This window comes from Laceyella sediminis (assembly GCF_003003125.1).
Lineage (GTDB): Bacteria > Bacillota > Bacilli > Thermoactinomycetales > Thermoactinomycetaceae > Laceyella > Laceyella tengchongensis.
Genome location: NZ_PVTZ01000011.1, coordinates 38,326 through 54,188 on the forward strand (window position 1 = coordinate 38,326; position 15,863 = coordinate 54,188).

General features: G+C 48.4%; 15 protein-coding genes. 10 read left to right on the top strand and 5 right to left on the bottom strand.

Annotated elements, in window-relative coordinates; all coding sequences use genetic code 11:
* The first annotated feature begins 1 nt into the window (after position 1).
* The 4 genes from CLV36_RS12935 (at position 2) to CLV36_RS12950 (ending at position 4,319) form a co-directional block, all read left to right on the top strand.
* Complete coding sequence (locus CLV36_RS12935; protein ID WP_106342924.1) at positions 2-1,582, top strand: glycoside hydrolase family 3 protein; 1,581 nt, start codon at positions 2-4, stop codon at positions 1,580-1,582.
* 17 nt (positions 1,583-1,599) lie between these two features.
* Complete coding sequence (locus CLV36_RS12940; protein WP_219904912.1) at positions 1,600-2,352, top strand: GntR family transcriptional regulator; 753 nt, start codon at positions 1,600-1,602, stop codon at positions 2,350-2,352.
* Between the two features lie 186 nt (positions 2,353-2,538).
* The gene (locus CLV36_RS12945) at positions 2,539-3,768 is read left to right on the top strand and encodes an MFS transporter (RefSeq protein ID WP_106342925.1); all 1,230 of its coding nucleotides are present in this window, start codon (positions 2,539-2,541) and stop codon (positions 3,766-3,768) included.
* Positions 3,769-3,836: 68 nt separating this feature from the next.
* Entirely contained in the window at positions 3,837-4,319 is a 483-nt protein-coding gene (locus CLV36_RS12950) for a glutathione peroxidase (protein ID WP_022739052.1), read from the top strand.
* A 74-nt stretch (positions 4,320-4,393) separates the two neighbouring features.
* Here CLV36_RS12950 and CLV36_RS12955 read toward each other — a convergent pair whose 3' ends face one another.
* From CLV36_RS12955 to CLV36_RS12970, 4 genes are all read right to left on the bottom strand, one after another.
* Positions 4,394-4,867 carry a hypothetical protein gene (locus CLV36_RS12955; RefSeq protein WP_106342926.1) on the bottom strand — a complete coding sequence of 158 codons (474 nt, stop codon included), beginning with the start codon at positions 4,865-4,867 and terminating at the stop codon, positions 4,394-4,396.
* Between the two features lie 232 nt (positions 4,868-5,099).
* Positions 5,100-6,398, bottom strand: a complete 1,299-nt coding sequence (locus tag CLV36_RS17920) for a CAP domain-containing protein (protein WP_342748025.1) — start codon at positions 6,396-6,398, stop codon at positions 5,100-5,102.
* Positions 6,399-6,771: 373 nt separating this feature from the next.
* Positions 6,772-7,374: an O-methyltransferase gene (locus tag CLV36_RS12965; RefSeq protein ID WP_219904913.1), complete on the bottom strand. Its 603-nt coding sequence runs from the start codon at positions 7,372-7,374 to the stop codon at positions 6,772-6,774.
* Between the two features lie 81 nt (positions 7,375-7,455).
* Positions 7,456-8,256: a TrmB family transcriptional regulator gene (locus CLV36_RS12970; protein ID WP_106342960.1), complete on the bottom strand. Its 801-nt coding sequence runs from the start codon at positions 8,254-8,256 to the stop codon at positions 7,456-7,458.
* 183 nt (positions 8,257-8,439) lie between these two features.
* On the opposite strand from CLV36_RS12970, the gene CLV36_RS12975 reads away from it, so the two are divergent.
* The 6 genes from CLV36_RS12975 to CLV36_RS13000 all read left to right on the top strand — a co-directional run bounded on the left by CLV36_RS12975 (position 8,440) and on the right by CLV36_RS13000 (position 15,029).
* On the top strand, positions 8,440-9,393 hold the full coding sequence (locus CLV36_RS12975; RefSeq protein ID WP_106342928.1) for an ATP-dependent DNA ligase: 954 nt from the start codon (positions 8,440-8,442) through the stop codon (positions 9,391-9,393).
* A gap of 49 nt (positions 9,394-9,442) precedes the next feature.
* Positions 9,443-10,333 carry a non-homologous end-joining DNA ligase gene (ligD, locus tag CLV36_RS12980; RefSeq protein ID WP_245888363.1) on the top strand — a complete coding sequence of 297 codons (891 nt, stop codon included), beginning with the start codon at positions 9,443-9,445 and terminating at the stop codon, positions 10,331-10,333.
* 54 nt (positions 10,334-10,387) lie between these two features.
* Complete coding sequence (locus tag CLV36_RS12985; RefSeq protein ID WP_106342962.1) at positions 10,388-11,695, top strand: amidohydrolase family protein; 1,308 nt, start codon at positions 10,388-10,390, stop codon at positions 11,693-11,695.
* A gap of 531 nt (positions 11,696-12,226) precedes the next feature.
* Entirely contained in the window at positions 12,227-12,871 is a 645-nt protein-coding gene (locus CLV36_RS12990) for a hypothetical protein (protein WP_106342929.1), read from the top strand.
* Between the two features lie 118 nt (positions 12,872-12,989).
* Positions 12,990-13,514: a hypothetical protein gene (locus CLV36_RS12995; RefSeq protein ID WP_106342930.1), complete on the top strand. Its 525-nt coding sequence runs from the start codon at positions 12,990-12,992 to the stop codon at positions 13,512-13,514.
* Positions 13,515-13,535: 21 nt separating this feature from the next.
* Entirely contained in the window at positions 13,536-15,029 is a 1,494-nt protein-coding gene (locus CLV36_RS13000) for an AAA family ATPase (RefSeq protein ID WP_106342931.1), read from the top strand.
* Between the two features lie 17 nt (positions 15,030-15,046).
* On the opposite strand, the gene CLV36_RS13005 is transcribed toward CLV36_RS13000, so the two are convergent.
* Positions 15,047-15,706: a queuosine precursor transporter gene (locus CLV36_RS13005; RefSeq protein ID WP_106342932.1), complete on the bottom strand. Its 660-nt coding sequence runs from the start codon at positions 15,704-15,706 to the stop codon at positions 15,047-15,049.
* Between the last annotated feature and the right edge of the window lie 157 nt (positions 15,707-15,863).

The following is a 15,863-nucleotide window of genomic DNA, read 5'->3' on the forward strand; positions in this document are numbered from 1 at the left end:
CATGCTCAGCCAAATGGAAGAGCGATTGACATCGCTGAGTTTGGAACAAAAAATCGGCCAGTTGCTGGTCGGGCAAGCGGAGGGGACCGCCTTGAGCGAGTCCTTCCGCCGTTTCATTGAGAGGGTTCCACTCGCGGGTTATCGCATCAACGGGCCGAATATTGAACATCCGGCTCAGGTGAAGAAGTTGACGAGTGACATTCAGCAAGCTTATACAGCCTCTGGATTGGATTTGCCTGTGATCTTTGCATGCGACCAAGAAGGTGGCGTTTTGAGTGTGTTTGGCGATTGTGTCACCGAATTTCCCGGGAGCATGGCTTTGGGCGCGACTGGCTCGATAGAACTGACTGAACTTCAGGCCCAACAAGTCGGTTGGGAGTTGGCGGAAATGGGAATAAATCACTTGTTGGCGCCAGTTGCCGACCTCAATCTGGAGAAAACCAATCCAGTCATAGGGGTGCGGGCGTTTGGGGATGATCCCGCACAGGTTGCCAGCCATTGCTTTCATTTTAGCCTCGGTGCCAACCGCGGTGGAGTGGCGGTCTGCGCCAAGCATTTTCCGGGACATGGCAACACGGCGGCTGATACGCACGTTGGATTGGCGGTCAACCACGCCACTGAAGAGGTGTTGAGACAAACAGAATATGTGCCGTTTAAGAAGTTGGTTGACGGTGGGATCGATTCCGTGATGGTGTCGCATGTGGTTTGTTCTGCCTGTAGCTCCTTGCCGGCCAGCCTGTCTGAAGAAGTGATCAGTGGATTGTTGCGCCGAGAGATGGGCTATGACGGATTAGTTATCTCCGACGACTTGGCCATGGGTGCGGTGCGCAATCTGTATTCTGCGGGTGAGGCTGTTTTGCGTTTTATTTTGGCAGGTGGAGATATCGCTTTCATTCATGACAGCCGCGACTCGGTCGAGGAAGCTTTTTACCGGTTGGTGCAAGCGGTTGAGCAAGGCGAATTGACGGAAGAGCGCATTGATACCTCCTTGAAACGTATTTTGCGGTTCAAGCAAAAAATCGCCGCCTACCAACAGAGCAGAAAGCTGCCGTCGATCAGCGGCGAGGAGCTGGTTCGCCAGATCGCGGAGCAGTCTATTACACTTGTGTGCGACCCGCGCCACCTCCTGCCCCTGTCTCCTGACACGAAGCTGTTGGTAATCTCCCCCCGGTTAAGCGATTTGTCGGAAGCGGATACATCTAGCCAGCAGGAATTGAAGTTGGCCGCTTATGTCAAACAGGCTTTTCCACACACCGTCTGTGTAGAATTGGCGCCGGATGAAGCGGAACAGGCGTTGGCTGAATTGAGGCTCCAGGCGGCCGAAGCTGACGTCATCTTGCAAGGGACGGTCAATGCTTACCGCTTCCCCGGGCAGATCGCAGTGATGAAAGAACTTGCGAAGATGCGTCCCCTTATTGCAATCATGTTGCGTGACCCTTATGATAGTGAGTTGATACCGCATGATGTGACGACCTTGGCCACTTACGCCGCAACCAAGCAACAGCTGGCCACATTGGTTCGTCAGCTCTTGGGGGAAGTTGCATGCATGGGGGGCGTGCCGGTGCGGTTGGCCCGACCATGATAAAGAAGGAAGGAAGAATGGTGAAGAATCAGAGGATGCGCAAGGTGTTGAAAAACAGTCCGGTGCCTTTGTATTACCAGCTGAAGGAAATCATTCAGGAAATGATAGATAATGATCAGCTGAAGCCGGGCGACGCAATTCCCCCTGAACGGGAATTGTGCGAAATCCATCAAATCAGCCGCATGACGGCCCGCAAAGCCATTATCGCCTTGGTCAACGAAGGGGTGTTGTACAGGGAGCAGGGAAAAGGTACCTTTGTGGCCGAGCCGAAGCCGAAACATTTGATCACGCGTCTGAAAGGTTTTACCGAAGAGATGGAAGAACAGGGCTTGTCGGTAGAAACGCGGATGCTTAACTTCTCTGTCATGGATGCGACGCTCAATTTGAAACGAAATTTGCGGATGCCTCCGGACCATGAGCAGGTCGTGGAAGTGAAGCGATTGAGAATCGTTGACGGAGAGCCTTTGGCGTTGGAAACGGTGTGGCTTGATGAACAAAAAGTGCCTGGATTGAGCCAAGAGATGTTAGAAGGGCAATCATTGTATACGGTGTTGAGGGATCATTATCAGTATCAACCTATGTACGCTAGGCAGACGATTGAACCTGTGCTAACAGATGAATATGAGAGCCAGCTACTGGGGCTACCAAACCACTCGTTGGCGATTTTGTTTCAGCGCACAACGTACATGGGGCAAGACCAAGTGATGGAGTACACGCGGTGTATTTATCGGACTGACCGTTATAAGTATGAGATTTTCCTGCAACCATAATGATGGGAAAGAAGGGTGATCGAACTGATCACTCTTCTTTTTTTATGGGATGATGTCAAAGTATTTATTTCATTAGGTTGAATGTTTATGTTAAAATATGAGTGAACATTTGTAATTTTAAACCTTTTACATAATGAAAGTGTATGTTTGTATCTTGATTCGGAATGCAGAAAGTGGTGAAAAATCATGAAACGAAATCGCTCTTTTCATTGCCTTTGGGTTGGTCAGACCATGGCCAACTTGGGGGACTCATTTTTTATTTTAGCGATGGTAACGTTGATTTATCAAATGACAGGTTTGACGTTGGTCGCCGCTTTATTCCCGCTTTTCAGGGTGATCGCTGTTTCGATGAGCGGCACGGTCGCGCCGCTATTGTTTGGACGGTTTCATTTGCAGCGCATCTTGTTCATGTCTCAAGCCTCCCAGACGGTGTTGTTGGCGGTGGTAGTCATCCTTGTTTTTTTGCACGGCAAGATTGAAGGCATGATTCCTCTTTTGTTGGTGCTAACGTTTGTCATCTCTTTTTTGGATGGCTGGACGACGCCGACGCGAAATGCGCTGGTGCCCAGATTGGTGGAGGACGGGGAGTTGGTGGAAGCAAACAGTTTGCTCAGCACGATGGATCAGATCGCCCTTTTGACAGGGTGGTCGGTAGGTGGTGGGATTTTATCGGTGATGAGCGAGGCGGAGTTGTTGTCATTAACTTGGATTTTGTTTGCAGTCTCTACTGTCTCCACGTTGTTCATCAAGGATCGCTCCAAAGTTGAGCCCAAACGTTCGAGCGGACGCTGGAATCAGATCAAAAGCGGGTGGGTAAATATTTGGAATAGTCCTGCTGTTAGAATTGTTACCGCGATTGACTTGCTAATCGTGTTGGGGGCGGGGATCTGGACGGGTGCGGTCATTTTGGTCTTTGTCAACCAAGTTCTTCACAAAGGCGCATTCTGGTGGGGGATCATCAACACCGGTTACTTTGCTGGAACGATGGTTGCCGGCTTTGTGATTCTCTCCATATCAAAGTGGGTGTCGAAGCATATCGTCGCCAGCATGGCCATTGGCTTGACGGGAATGGTTTTGTTCACCTTTAGTTTTTCATTTACAACTTTGCCATGGTTAGCGCTTACACTTATCACGCTGTTAGGGCCTATGTTTCAAATTCGGCGCGTCGCCCAGCAAACCATCTTGCAACGCAACACAACCAACGAAACCTATCCTGAAATTGCATCTGCCCATTATACCATGTTAAACATTTTATATGCCGTTTCGGTCTTGCTGATGGGGTATGTCACAGATGTGTTGGGGGTGCGTTATGTATATTGGATCACAACCATCTTTTATATCTTGTGCTTGATCCTTATTCCCCAATTGCACCGCCTGATCAAATCCCAAGCACAAAGTAGCAAAGAGAGTAGGTAAATGTCGTCAAAGGTGGTATGATGAATAGGGGAAAATCTATCTATAGGTATATTAAAGGAGGCAAACTTGTGACGGTATATCAATTTGAAGCGAAGTTAGCCAACGGCGAAGTGAAACAGTTGGACGCATACAAAGGGAAAGTATTATTGATCGTCAACACTGCGAGCAAATGTGGCTTTACACCACAGTACAAAGAATTGCAAGAACTGTACGAGCGATACAAAGATGCGGGTCTGGAGATTTTGGCCTTCCCCTGCAATCAGTTCATGGAACAAGAGCCAGGGACGGATGAAGAAATTGTCGAGTTTTGTTCCCTTAATTACGGGGTGACATTTCCCGTGTTTTCCAAAGTGGATGTGAACGGGGAACAAGCACACCCACTATTCAAGTATCTTTGCAAAGAAGCGCCGGGCCTCATGGGTAGTAAAGCGGTCAAATGGAATTTCACCAAGTTTCTCGTCAATCGCCGGGGCGAGGTGGTTGAACGGTACGCGCCCAACACTAAACCGAGCGAGTTGACTGATCGCATCGTTTCGCTGTTGGAAGAGTAAGTCGCAATGAAAACAGCCAGCCTAAGTGCTGGCTGTTTGTCATCATAAGGGTCGAAATTGGTTAGTGAATAAATTCACTCCGAATCTTCAGGAAGATCAGGTAGAATCCACGGAATCTTAGCCACAAACTCTAGCTGTATAACGGATTTTGGGAAAATAGGTGATACCAATTGAAGATTTCTGGTAAACCCCATTTCAAAAGAATCTATTTTAATCAAGTTGATTTGATTCCAATTTTCAGGAGGTAACATACAGTCCGGTCCTTTTAACATTTCACCAACTAGATGATACCAACCACCGTAAAGATGCATTTGGTTTTCTTGCTCATATTCACTGATGTCCCCAGCACTTTTCGTTGGGTCTATTCCAAGCAATTCAAAGAATGAGCGTAATGGATTTGAAAAGTTTTTTGCTACCTCGGTGTAGTTGCGACAATAAATGCAACCACACTCCTCAGCAAAAGTACCAAGCTGAGAGTATAATCTTGTCGTTTGTTCAACATCTACTTTTAATAACCAGTCTTTTATTCTTATTTCCTTTATTGTCATTACCTCCCCTGCAGATTACGAAAATACTACTGCAAGTTTATCAGAGGTGTATAGATTTTTATATGTTAATAGCATTTTAATTTGTTGGTGTCACCGCATCTTGAAAAAAACACTGCAATCATCAGATTGATTTTGATGAAAGATAAGCGTTTAAGCCGGTGAAACAGCTCTCAGCTATAAAACCAGGCCCATTCTGTTTAGAATGGGCCTGATTAAACAAGATGTGTTTGGTCTATCTTCTGATGAATTGTTGTGTCCAGTAAGTTCCATAAGAACCGCCTTTGGCAAAACCAACGCCGATGGTCGTGTAATTGGGATTCAAGATGTTGCTACGGTGTCCGGGGCTGTTCATCCAAGAATTCATCACATCTTGCGGGGTTTGTTGTCCAGCGGCGATGTTTTCACCCGCATAGGTGTATTGGATACCAAACTTTCTCATCATGTCAAATGGAGAGCCATAAGTGGGCGATTGGTGAGAGAAATAGTTGTTGTCTCTCATATCTTCTGATTTCAATCTGGCAACTTGAGACAATTTGGCATCCATCTGCAAAGGTTTATATCCTCTCCGTGTCCGTTCTTGGTTTACCAATTGAACGACTTGTGTTTCAAAGGAGGAAGGGTTAGAGGTTGGTACGTCTGGTTTATTTGGTTTATTGTTGTTATTTTGATCATTTTGATTGTTTTGGTTATTTTGTCTATTTCCGTACCAGTATTTGTTTCGCTCGATGATTTGGTTATGTTTTTGGTCCCAAATGTCCACCTGTGTCGTGTAATAATAGTTCATGATGCATCTTTCATATTGTGGGCCGTGTAAGTCATGTGGCACACCGAAGTTATGGGACAGTTCGTGTTGAACAACATGCCAAATAGCATTGGGATGCATGTCTGCCGTTACACTGACGGCACTTCCACCTGGGCCCCCCGTGGGCTGCATATAAGCGATTCCACCATAATTAAAGTAAGCGTCTTTGGTAAATCCGATGACAAAATCATAAACCCCTCTGTTTTTGTCTCGGTCCAAATCTTGCAGAATTTGCTCCCCGTTGTACCCATCTGATTTCCACTCGAGATATCCTGAAATCTTAAAATCGACTTGGTGATCGCGGATAAACGCATTGTCCGCTTTTTCGACAATCTCTTTCGTTCTGTTTTGCCAATCAGGGTAAGCTCTTCGGTATTCTTCATCCGCCGCGATAACCGCGGTGACCACCCGGTTTTTGGATTTTAAAGCTGCTTTTGGTGTTTTAGCAATGTGCTTTTGCCCTACCACTTTTCCTTTCTCGTTAATCACTTTGGCAGTGGTGTCCTGTTCGATGACAGTAGGTTCATTGGTTGCTTTGGGAGTGTTTTTTGGTAGTGGGTCAGATACGATCTTTACCTTACTACCAAGGGATACTACTTTTTCTGGTTGTGATACAGGTTTTGAGCCAAACCAACCTAAGATATGGTCAATCCATGACGTTTCCTTGGCAGGACTGGTTCCGTCGGCATAAACGGTGCCCATACTAGCAAATAACAGGACAACGAGCATGACGATAGGCAATATGCGAAGCTTTTTGGTCACAAGACCACCCCCCTGTGAAATGGTTTGGAATGGTAAGAAAAGAATCTCATTTGATACGTTTTGAATTATATAACACGAAATTAAAGCCTTCAATTATATGCTTAGATTTATAATTTTTTATCATTTTTTTGTTATCTTGTTATTATTGTTTCTAGTTTATTGCTGGGATTTATAGGTGTGATTGGCGCGGGGTTAATCTGTAGTTTGTTAATAAATTTAATTATATTTTTAATATCCCAAGATTTAGAGGTGGGGGCGAGAGTATTATTATGCTAAAAAGAGCCTACTCATTTGAGAGCAGGCTCATTGGCGCACAAAAAGAGTGATTTCTTAACTTACGTCAGACACTTTTCACTTTGGCAATCCCCAATTCGTCGCCGATCGGCAACAGCATGGACTCAATGCGAGGATCTTGTGCCAAGGTTTGATTAACTTGACGAAGCTTGGCCAATATGGGGTTATCATTGGTTTCATCCAAGACGCTGTCGCCGAAATAAAGCAAGTTATCCATGGCAATTACCGCATTTGGCGCAGCCAAGGAAATCGCTTTCTCCAGATAATGGTCGAAGTTGGGCTTGTCTGCGTCGATAAAGAAGAAATCAAAGCGTTCCCCCGACTGAGCTAGAATTTCCAACTGCTTTGAAGCATCGCCCACGATAACCGTCACTTGCTCGTCCAGGTTATTAGCAAAGCGGGCGTGTTCAGCGTTTAATTCAATGGTGAAGCACTTCCCGGTAGATGGCAAGGCCCGTGCCAAACAAATGGTACTGTATCCGCCTAGGGTTCCCAGTTCCAAAATTCTGGTGGCTCCGCTGATTTTAGCCAGAAGATACAATGTTCTGCCCACTTCGGGTGGGATGGATATTTGTGGCATTCCCCGTTCCGCCAATCCGTACGGAATTGACTTAAGTACCTCATCTTCCTTGGCAAACAGCTCTCGGATTTATGTTAAATCGTGCATGTTGAAAGCCTCCTGATCCCATTTGGATTTAAATATATGACCGAACTCCCAACTTCGACGACGCTAAAAATCCCATCCCTTTTCCCGAATGTAATAGTCAATAATCTTCTCGTAATTTTCGCCATATCGGCTTGCCAGCTCATCGCCGAAATCTTCCTCAATGCGCATCATAACGACATCATGGTAGAATGCGTTTTTAAGCAATTCCGTGATAGCCGGATGGTCCGTTTCCAATGCGGTCAACTTTACATCTCCGCCAAACCCACCCAGCAAGGCGGCTTGCCCGTCGATCAGGATGGAAAATTTCCTTGTCCCCATTTTTGGCCAAGCCTGTTCCAAATCATCAGCTTTATGGATGAACACATTTTTCAGGGAAGTTTGGCATTCTCCCAGAACAATCAGGACAACGGTAATGCCCCGCTCTTCAGCGTCAAGCAATGCTTCTTCCACCCAATGCACATCTTCTGCCCAAATGTCGACAAGGATATTCTTTTTAGCATTGGAGATCATTCTGCGTATCGCGGTGTCTAAATGTTTGTTTCCTTGCCAATTATAAAAAGAGGGTTTGGAACGAGGAGGGGATTTCAGTTCATTCACCAGTCCTTTTGCGGTTTGTTCAAACTTGACCCGCATATAGCGAATCAACTGATCGATGGGTACAGCGTCATAATGAACCGGATCGCCCTCGATGATTCGGCAAATGCCTTTGTCGGTGAGTGAACGTAAAGCAGCATAAACATTGGTGCGCGAGGTGGAAACGCGTTTGGCCACTTCGTACCCGGATAAATGAGGCTCCTCATGGAGTGTGAGGTAACAACGCGCTTCGAGTTCAGACAGGCCAAGCTCTTTTAAACGCTGAATCAGATGAATTCCTCCTTTCATCAGTGATGTTGGTGGATAATAGTAGTGTTTTTGAATAACGCTAGTATGGTTAAATACTACTATGGTGATTTTGTCATGTCAAGCGATGATGGATGCTTCTATGTATAGCCGCATCGTCTCTTCTTCATTCTAAGAGATATATTTGCGAAAAAAGGAACGAGTTCCGTGGAATTGAAACCAATCATCCCTTTTGAACCCGTCGTGACGGATGCGCCACCTTCAGGAGAGCGCTGGATTGCTCAAGTCAAATGGGACGGGGTGCGGGTGTTGACGTATGTTGAAAATGGTCAGGTGAAATTGTTCAATCGGAAAAAGAATGAGCGAACCCATCACTATCCTGAATTGGCGCAGGTCAGTGACTATTGCACGGCTTCGTCTGTCATTTTGGATGGGGAGGTCATCGCCTGGCGGGAAGGGAAGCCCTCGTTTTACGAAGTGATGAAACGGGATGGCTTACGCCAAATGAACAAAGTGCCACAAGCGATGAAGCGGGTGCCGATCACGTATATGGTTTTTGATTTGCTTTATCTGAATGGCGAATGGATGACCGATTGTCCATTGGCTGAACGACAAGCGCAGTTAAACCAAATCATCCGGCCGGTGGACCATGTGCGGTTGGTGCCCAACTTCACCGATGTTGATGGCCTGTATGAGGCTGTGCGCCAGCAAGGGTTGGAAGGCATTGTCGTGAAAGATTTGACCAGTGCTTATGTCATTGGTGGAAAAGATGGGCGCTGGCGCAAACAAAAAGTGACGCATGACCTGATCGCCGTGGTAGGAGGGGTGACGTTCAGGGGAAAGGTGGTCAACTCGCTTTTACTGGGGTTGTACGATAATTGGGACCGTCTTCACTACATCGGGCATGCCGGCACGGGGAAATTGACCCAGGCGGATTGGCGGGATATCACCAAACGCGTCACCCCGTTGGTTCAAACTGAGATGCCTTTTTACAATCGGCCGGAGCGAATCAGCGGCGCAATTTGGGTCACTCCTTTGCTCACAGTTAAAGTCAATTATCTGGAATGGGTGGATGGGCATTCTTTGCGACAGCCGAGCATTCAGGGGGTCGTCGATGCCGATCCGCTTTCATGCCGCGGTTTTCCGTCATCTAGTAGGTGATGCTTGATTTGCCAGACACGTCCCAGTCCGGCACAGAGGAGGGAGAAGGGTGGAGCATCGGATGGTTCATGTGGATGGAAAGGAATTAAAGATATCCAATCTCGATAAACGATTGTTTCCTCAGTTGAGCAAGTGGGAATTCATTCTGGCGTATTACCGGCTGGCCCCGTATTTACTCCCTTATTGCCGGAACAGGGCGTTAACCACGATCCGTTTTCCAGATGGGGTGAAGGGGAAGTCGTTTTATCAGAAAAACGCCCCTCCCCATCGGCCGGATTGGATAGAAACGGTCAGCGATGGGGATATCGAATATGTTATGCTCAATAATGCACCCACCTTGGTTTGGTTGGCCAATTTGGCGTGCGTGGAATTACATGTGTCGTTCAATACGGTTCATGACCCAATGAAACCGACGGAGCTGGTGTTTGATTTGGACCCTAGCGTCCCCGGTTTTCCACGCGTGGTGGAAGCGGCGCTGATGATCCGGGAGTTGCTTCTGCAATTGGGATTGGACGGAATTGTAAAGACATCAGGGGCCAGCGGATTGCAGATCTACCTGCCGTTAGAGCCGCGATACACATATGATGAGACACGCAGAGTCGGAAAATTCATCGCCCATTATTTCGCCGAGCGGCAACCCGCTTTGATCACTGTGGAGCGCTCGGTCAACAAGCGTGGGGATAAAATCTACTTTGACTATCTCCAGCATTGGCGCAATAAAACCTTAATCGCGCCATATTCAATCCGGGCAGTGCCGGAAGCGACCGTCTCCACGCCACTTTCATGGGAGGAATTGACTCCCGCGTTATCCCCTAAGCAATTCACTTGCGCCAACATTTTTGACCGGCTGGAACAGAAAGGGGATCTGTTTGCGGAGGCTTTGCGGAAAAAGGTGCGGTTGGATGACATCCTGCAATTTATTGATCGGCACAGGCTATGAAATTCTTTTCTCTTCGTGTACAGTAAGAAAGACAAATCAATGCAAAGCGAGGGGATGTCAGTGAAGCGGTTATTTATCAACGCGACCGTCGCGACCATGAAAGATGGTGCCGAAGTGCTGAAGCAGGGCGCTTTGGGCGTGGAGGATGACAAGATTACATATGTAGGGGAAGTCCCGGAGCCGCAAGTACAAGAACAGTTTGATGAGATCATCGATTGTAGCGGCAAGGCCATCCTGCCTGGCTTGGTCAACACACACGGTCATGCGGCCATGACTTTGTTGCGTGGGTATGCCGATGATTTGCCGTTGCAAACGTGGTTGGAAGAGCACATGTGGCCATTGGAAGCGAAATTTACCCATGTCCAAGTGCAGGCTGGAACAGCGTTGGCGGCGGTGGAAATGATCCGATCCGGAACCACCTGTTTCATGGATATGTACGATCATATGGACGCTGTCGCCCGCGTGGTAGAAGAATCTGGCATGCGCGCCCGCTTGACTCGCGGGGTGATTGGATTGTGCAGTGAGGAAATGCAAAATAAAAAGTTTGAAGAGGCGGTTCGTTTCGCCACTGAATGGCATGGTCAAGCCGATGGCCGGATCACCACCATGTTGGCACCTCATGCGCCCTACACGTGCCCACCGGAGTATATCAAGCGGTTTGTGGAAAAAGCGGGGGAATTGAAGTTGCCCCTTCATACGCATATGTCTGAAACGGTGAAAGAAGTGGAGCAAAATGTGCGGGATTATGGGGTTCGGCCCGTTGAGCATTTGCGTCGGCTCGGCTTCTTTGATCTGCCTGCGCTGGTTGCTCATGCGGTGCATGTGACAGAGGAAGAAATTGATATATTGGCGCAACATGACGTAAAGGTGGCTCACAACCCGGGTAGCAATCTCAAATTGGGTAGCGGAATTGCCCCGGTGACGAGCATGTTGCGAAAAGGCATGCGCCCAGGATTGGCTACTGACGGGGCTGCCAGCAACAACAATTTGGATCTCATCGAGGAAATCCAGCTTGCCGCGTTGATCCACAAGGGTGCCCAACTTGATCCAGAAGCGGTACCGGCGCTGACGGCGTTAAAAATGGGGACCATCTATGGGGCGGAATGCTTATTCCTCGATCACGAAATCGGCACGTTGGAAGTAGGCAAAAAAGCCGACTTCATCACTTTGGACTTGACCGGTGCCCATATGCAACCGTTACATGACGTGGTGTCCCACGTCGTATATTCCGCGTCTCGTGGTGATGTGGTGGACATGTATGTAAATGGTCAGCCGCTGATGGTCAACCGCGAGCTGCTGACACTGGATGAAGAGAAAATCCGTCATGAAGCAACACGCGCTTTCCAAGCACTGTTGCAATAAAAAAAAGCACTGCCATCAATTGGCAGTGAATAGAATGAGGCGGAAGGTATAGGCAGGAATGTCTATGTCATACTAACAACAGGTTATTCTTTAATGTCAATATCTAGATGAAAACGAAGAGGGATATCAGGAACGGGGTCATTCCATAAGCGTCGGTGCGCTGAAGGGGATATCCAGGTTTCTGTGTGGAGAAAAGATGAGATTTTCTCCAGTTCTTCTTGGGACAAGTGGGTTTGTAACAACTCGGGCATCCACTCGGGATAAAGGGAAGGATGCGGCAAAGGAATCACCTCCCTTGTTGATGTTAGTATCACCGTAGCGGAGGGCAATATGACTAACACATTTTGCCCCTTCGACCAAGATGTTGGCTCTGCTTCCAACGTATAAGCGAAACAGGTACGAAAAGCGCTTTGTCAGCGTTAAGCTGATAAAGCGCTTTTCTCATGCATGTTCACCAAGGGTTTGGCCAACGTGCGTAGTCTAAACGCACAGTTTTTTTCGTAGGTATTAGAAGAGAAGGGGGAGGGCAAAATGAGAAAAATGGCCGGATGTCTGGTTTGCGCCTTGATGCTGATGGGTTGTCAAACGGACTTCGTCGCCGATCAGCCCACAGTTAAAGAAAAGGAGGCGTTGGCGCAGGAGAAGTTGGCGCAGACGGCTAGACAGGTGATTCAAGGGTGGTTGAAAAAAAAAGAATATCCGTTTCAACTGGAGATCATGTCTGGCAAACGTCGCTTTACTGGGAAGCAAGTGGCGGATAACTGGAGCTTGAAGGATGCGGCATCACAGAAATTGGTGATGCGACGCAACAGCGAGCATATTTATGCTTACCATGACAGCGGGACGGAATTAATGACTGTCAAACAAGCAGGTCTGGTGTCACCCCGCGACCATCTGTCCTTCGTCTTGAGCGTGGCCGGGAAATTTCGGAAAGGACCTGTGGAATGGGTGGATGGCCGGCGTGTTGACGTGATCGAGGTGGATATTGACAATGGGAAGCTGTTGGACAAATTGAAGCAGGCCTTATTTAGCAATGAGTCAGTGCGGTTGCCAGTAAATATGGCTGTTACCTACAAACTAGCTGTCCAAGACTCTCGACGCTTGACGCGGGTCACCTTGATTATTCGTGAACCCGACCGAGGCCAAGTGCAACAGCTAACATATCAATTGATGTAAGCAGTGCTGGGAAGCGCTGTTTTTTTATTTCCAACCTTTGGCGCTCGGTTCGATATATCAGATTATGATATACTTTTCAGGGAAGAATTATTATACAAATAGTATAGGGGGCGGGCCAATGAGACAAGCCAAAGTGCTGGTAGGCAGCTTGTTGGTCACGCTGGTGGTCTTGATGGGTGGTTTTCTCGCCAGTCAATGGTGGTTTGTGACAAAACCCATTCACCAGACTCTCGACCAGCAGTCAGGCCTGCATCCGGCAAAGATCAACGTGATGCCGACGGAAGTCCGGCTTCATTTGTATATAAATCCTACGTATGACTTTATTCAACGTTATCCTCGTTTGTTGGACAAATTGGAACAGACAGCAGGTCATCGTAAGCTGACCGTGGTGTTGGACAATCCGCGCTATCCGGAATTGGAACAAGCATGGTCCGACTTACAATTCGCCTTGCGCGAAGCAGTGGTGACCAAGCGCTACACCTTAATTCCGGACGCCGTCAAGCAGGTGGCGCGACAGCATAGGTTGACTTATAAAGTGCGGATCGATGAACGCTTTGTCTATGTGGAGTTGCAACAGGCCGATCGAACTTGGAGGCAAGTGGTGCCGTTGCAAACTGATCGGGCGGAAGCGTTGCCATCGTAAAGAAAGGGGAGGTGAATCGGGATGTTCCTGTATCTGATGACAGGTGTTGGCTTGGCAGTAGCCCTTTTTCTCATTTTTCTAGGGGTAAATCCGTTTCCACTTGTGGTGTTGTTGGCCATGGTTTGGCTGGTGACGTCCTTGCAGGGCGGACGAATATCGCAGGGCTCGTTTGGTGCAAAGAAAGCGGCTAACAACAAGGGAAGTTCCACGATTCCCACTACCCGCTTTGAGGAAATCGGCGGTCAGGAACACGCCAAAACGGAATTGAAAGAAGCCCTTGATTTCTTGTTGCATCACGAGCGGATGGAGGCATACGGCATCCGGCCGATCAAGGGGATTTTGTTGGCTGGGCCGCCCGGAACGGGGAAAACGCTGATGGCCAAAGCAGCAGCGCATTACACGGATTCGGTGTTCGTCAGCGCGTCAGGCAGTGAGTTCGTGGAGAAGTATGTTGGCGTCGGGGCGCAGCGGATTCGCCGCTTGTTTCAGGATGCCCGTAAAGCGGCTAAAAAAAATCGCAAGAAAAGCGCCATTGTTTTCATTGACGAAATCGATGTGATCGGCGGTAAGCGGGAAGGCGGCCAACAACGTGAATATGACCAGACTTTGAACCAATTGTTGACAGAGATGGACGGCATTTATGTGGATGGGGATGTGCGCATGCTGATCATGGCCGCGACCAACCGCAAGGAAATGCTTGACCCCGCTTTGCTCCGCCCGGGCCGGTTTGACCGCCATATCCTGGTGGATTTGCCGGACAAACAAGCTCGCTTGCAAATCCTTACCCTACATGCGCGAAACAAACCATTGTCACCGGATGTCTCGTTGGACAAAGTGGCACAGGACACCTTTGGTTTTTCCGGCGCGCAGTTGGAAAGCTTGACCAATGAAGCGGCCATTTACGCGCTGCGCCAAGGAAGTGAGCAGCTGGAGCCGGCGCATTTTCAGGCGGCTATCGATAAAGTGATGATGGGGGAGAAGACGGATCGAAAAGCCGCCCACGACGAAAAATTGCGGGTGGCGATTCACGAGTTGGGCCATGCGATCATGGCAGAGCTGGTGCAACCGGGCTCTGTCTCCTCTGTTGCCCTGTCTCCGCGCGGGCAGGCGCTCGGCTATGTGCGGCAGCATCCGGGGCAGGATCGCTATCTTTACACCAAAGAACAGCTGGAAGGCCGGATTCGGGTTTGTCTGGCGGGTGCCGCCGCAGAACAATTGGTGCTCGGCTCGAAGAGTACCGGAGCGCAAAACGATTATGAGCAGGCGAATCGGTATGCTCGGGGTTTGGTGCAAAGTGGCCTATCTGAGCGCGGCATTATCGATGCCGAATTGATTGCAAAAAGTGAGTTGCACGAGACGACCACCAAGATTTTGAATGAATTGCAAACCCGTACGGAACAGCAATTGGCTTCATACCTGCCGTTGTTTGAGGAGTGCACCGCGATTCTGATGCGCAAAGAAGTGTTGAACGGGGATGAATTTAGACAGTTGTTACGTGAAAAAGCGTCCGCATGAGTTAAGCGGACGCTTTTTTAGTGCGATCCGTCCAGCTGGCGTTTCGCGATGCGCAGGTAAAAGAGAGGCAATAGGATGAACGAAAAGGCATATTTGAGCAAAATGTTGGACCATGTAACGCTGATGAGTGTTGCGTTGTCGATGAGTCCATAAAATGCGATGGTGCTCATGATGGCCGTGTCAAATGGAATAGAGACGGCATTGGACAGCACGACGCGCAAGTACCGCCGTTTTTCTCCAAACCGCCGTTGCACCGCTTGATAGATCAATCCATCCAACAATTCGGCGGTGACCCCGGCGATGACCGACCCCAAGATGATCCGGATGGAGGGGAGCAATACTTGGCCAAATGCCGTTTGCGGACCTACAGCAGGATCAGCGGGCAACACCGACACGACATAGATGATGCTGAACATCAGAAAGTTGCTTAATCCGGCATACACTACCACGCGGTTGGTCAGCGTGAGATTTGTTTTTTGATGGAGCATGTCCCGCAGTACAAAAGTCAAAGGATAGAATAGCGAGCCAGCATCCATCGATAACGTGAACACCTTGATGATTCGGAGTGAACTGAGATTGGATAACATGGACAGCACGACATACAGGATGGACAGGAGAACAACTCCGGCCCAGTAAGTGGTGCCGATCCCGTCGATTGTTTGTTTGTATGGATTCATCTTTGCTTCCTTACCCCGTTTCTGCTATAATCATGTCCATTGCAGTATCCTATCACATTTTAGTGTGCCTGAAAAATTCAGGGCTGATCAAACACACCCCCAGCGGAGCGATCACAGGCGGCCGGCGCATACCTTTGTTTACGAGGTGTCTTGATAA

Bases quoted from the DNA above. Each gene is read 5' to 3' on its own strand.
- CLV36_RS12935 (WP_106342924.1), top strand. From the start codon at position 2: ATGCTCAGCCAAATGGAAGAGCGATTGACATCGCTGAGTTTGGAACAA.
- CLV36_RS12940 (WP_219904912.1), top strand. From the start codon at position 1,600: ATGGTGAAGAATCAGAGGATGCGCAAGGTGTTGAAAAACAGTCCGGTG.
- CLV36_RS12945 (WP_106342925.1), top strand. From the start codon at position 2,539: ATGAAACGAAATCGCTCTTTTCATTGCCTTTGGGTTGGTCAGACCATG.
- CLV36_RS12955 (WP_106342926.1), bottom strand. From the start codon at position 4,867: ATGACAATAAAGGAAATAAGAATAAAAGACTGGTTATTAAAAGTAGAT.
- CLV36_RS17920 (WP_342748025.1), bottom strand. From the start codon at position 6,398: ATGCTCGTTGTCCTGTTATTTGCTAGTATGGGCACCGTTTATGCCGAC.
- CLV36_RS12985 (WP_106342962.1), top strand. From the start codon at position 10,388: ATGTCAGTGAAGCGGTTATTTATCAACGCGACCGTCGCGACCATGAAA.
- CLV36_RS12990 (WP_106342929.1), top strand. From the start codon at position 12,227: ATGAGAAAAATGGCCGGATGTCTGGTTTGCGCCTTGATGCTGATGGGT.
- CLV36_RS12995 (WP_106342930.1), top strand. From the start codon at position 12,990: ATGAGACAAGCCAAAGTGCTGGTAGGCAGCTTGTTGGTCACGCTGGTG.
- CLV36_RS13000 (WP_106342931.1), top strand. From the start codon at position 13,536: ATGTTCCTGTATCTGATGACAGGTGTTGGCTTGGCAGTAGCCCTTTTT.
- CLV36_RS13005 (WP_106342932.1), bottom strand. From the start codon at position 15,706: ATGAATCCATACAAACAAACAATCGACGGGATCGGCACCACTTACTGG.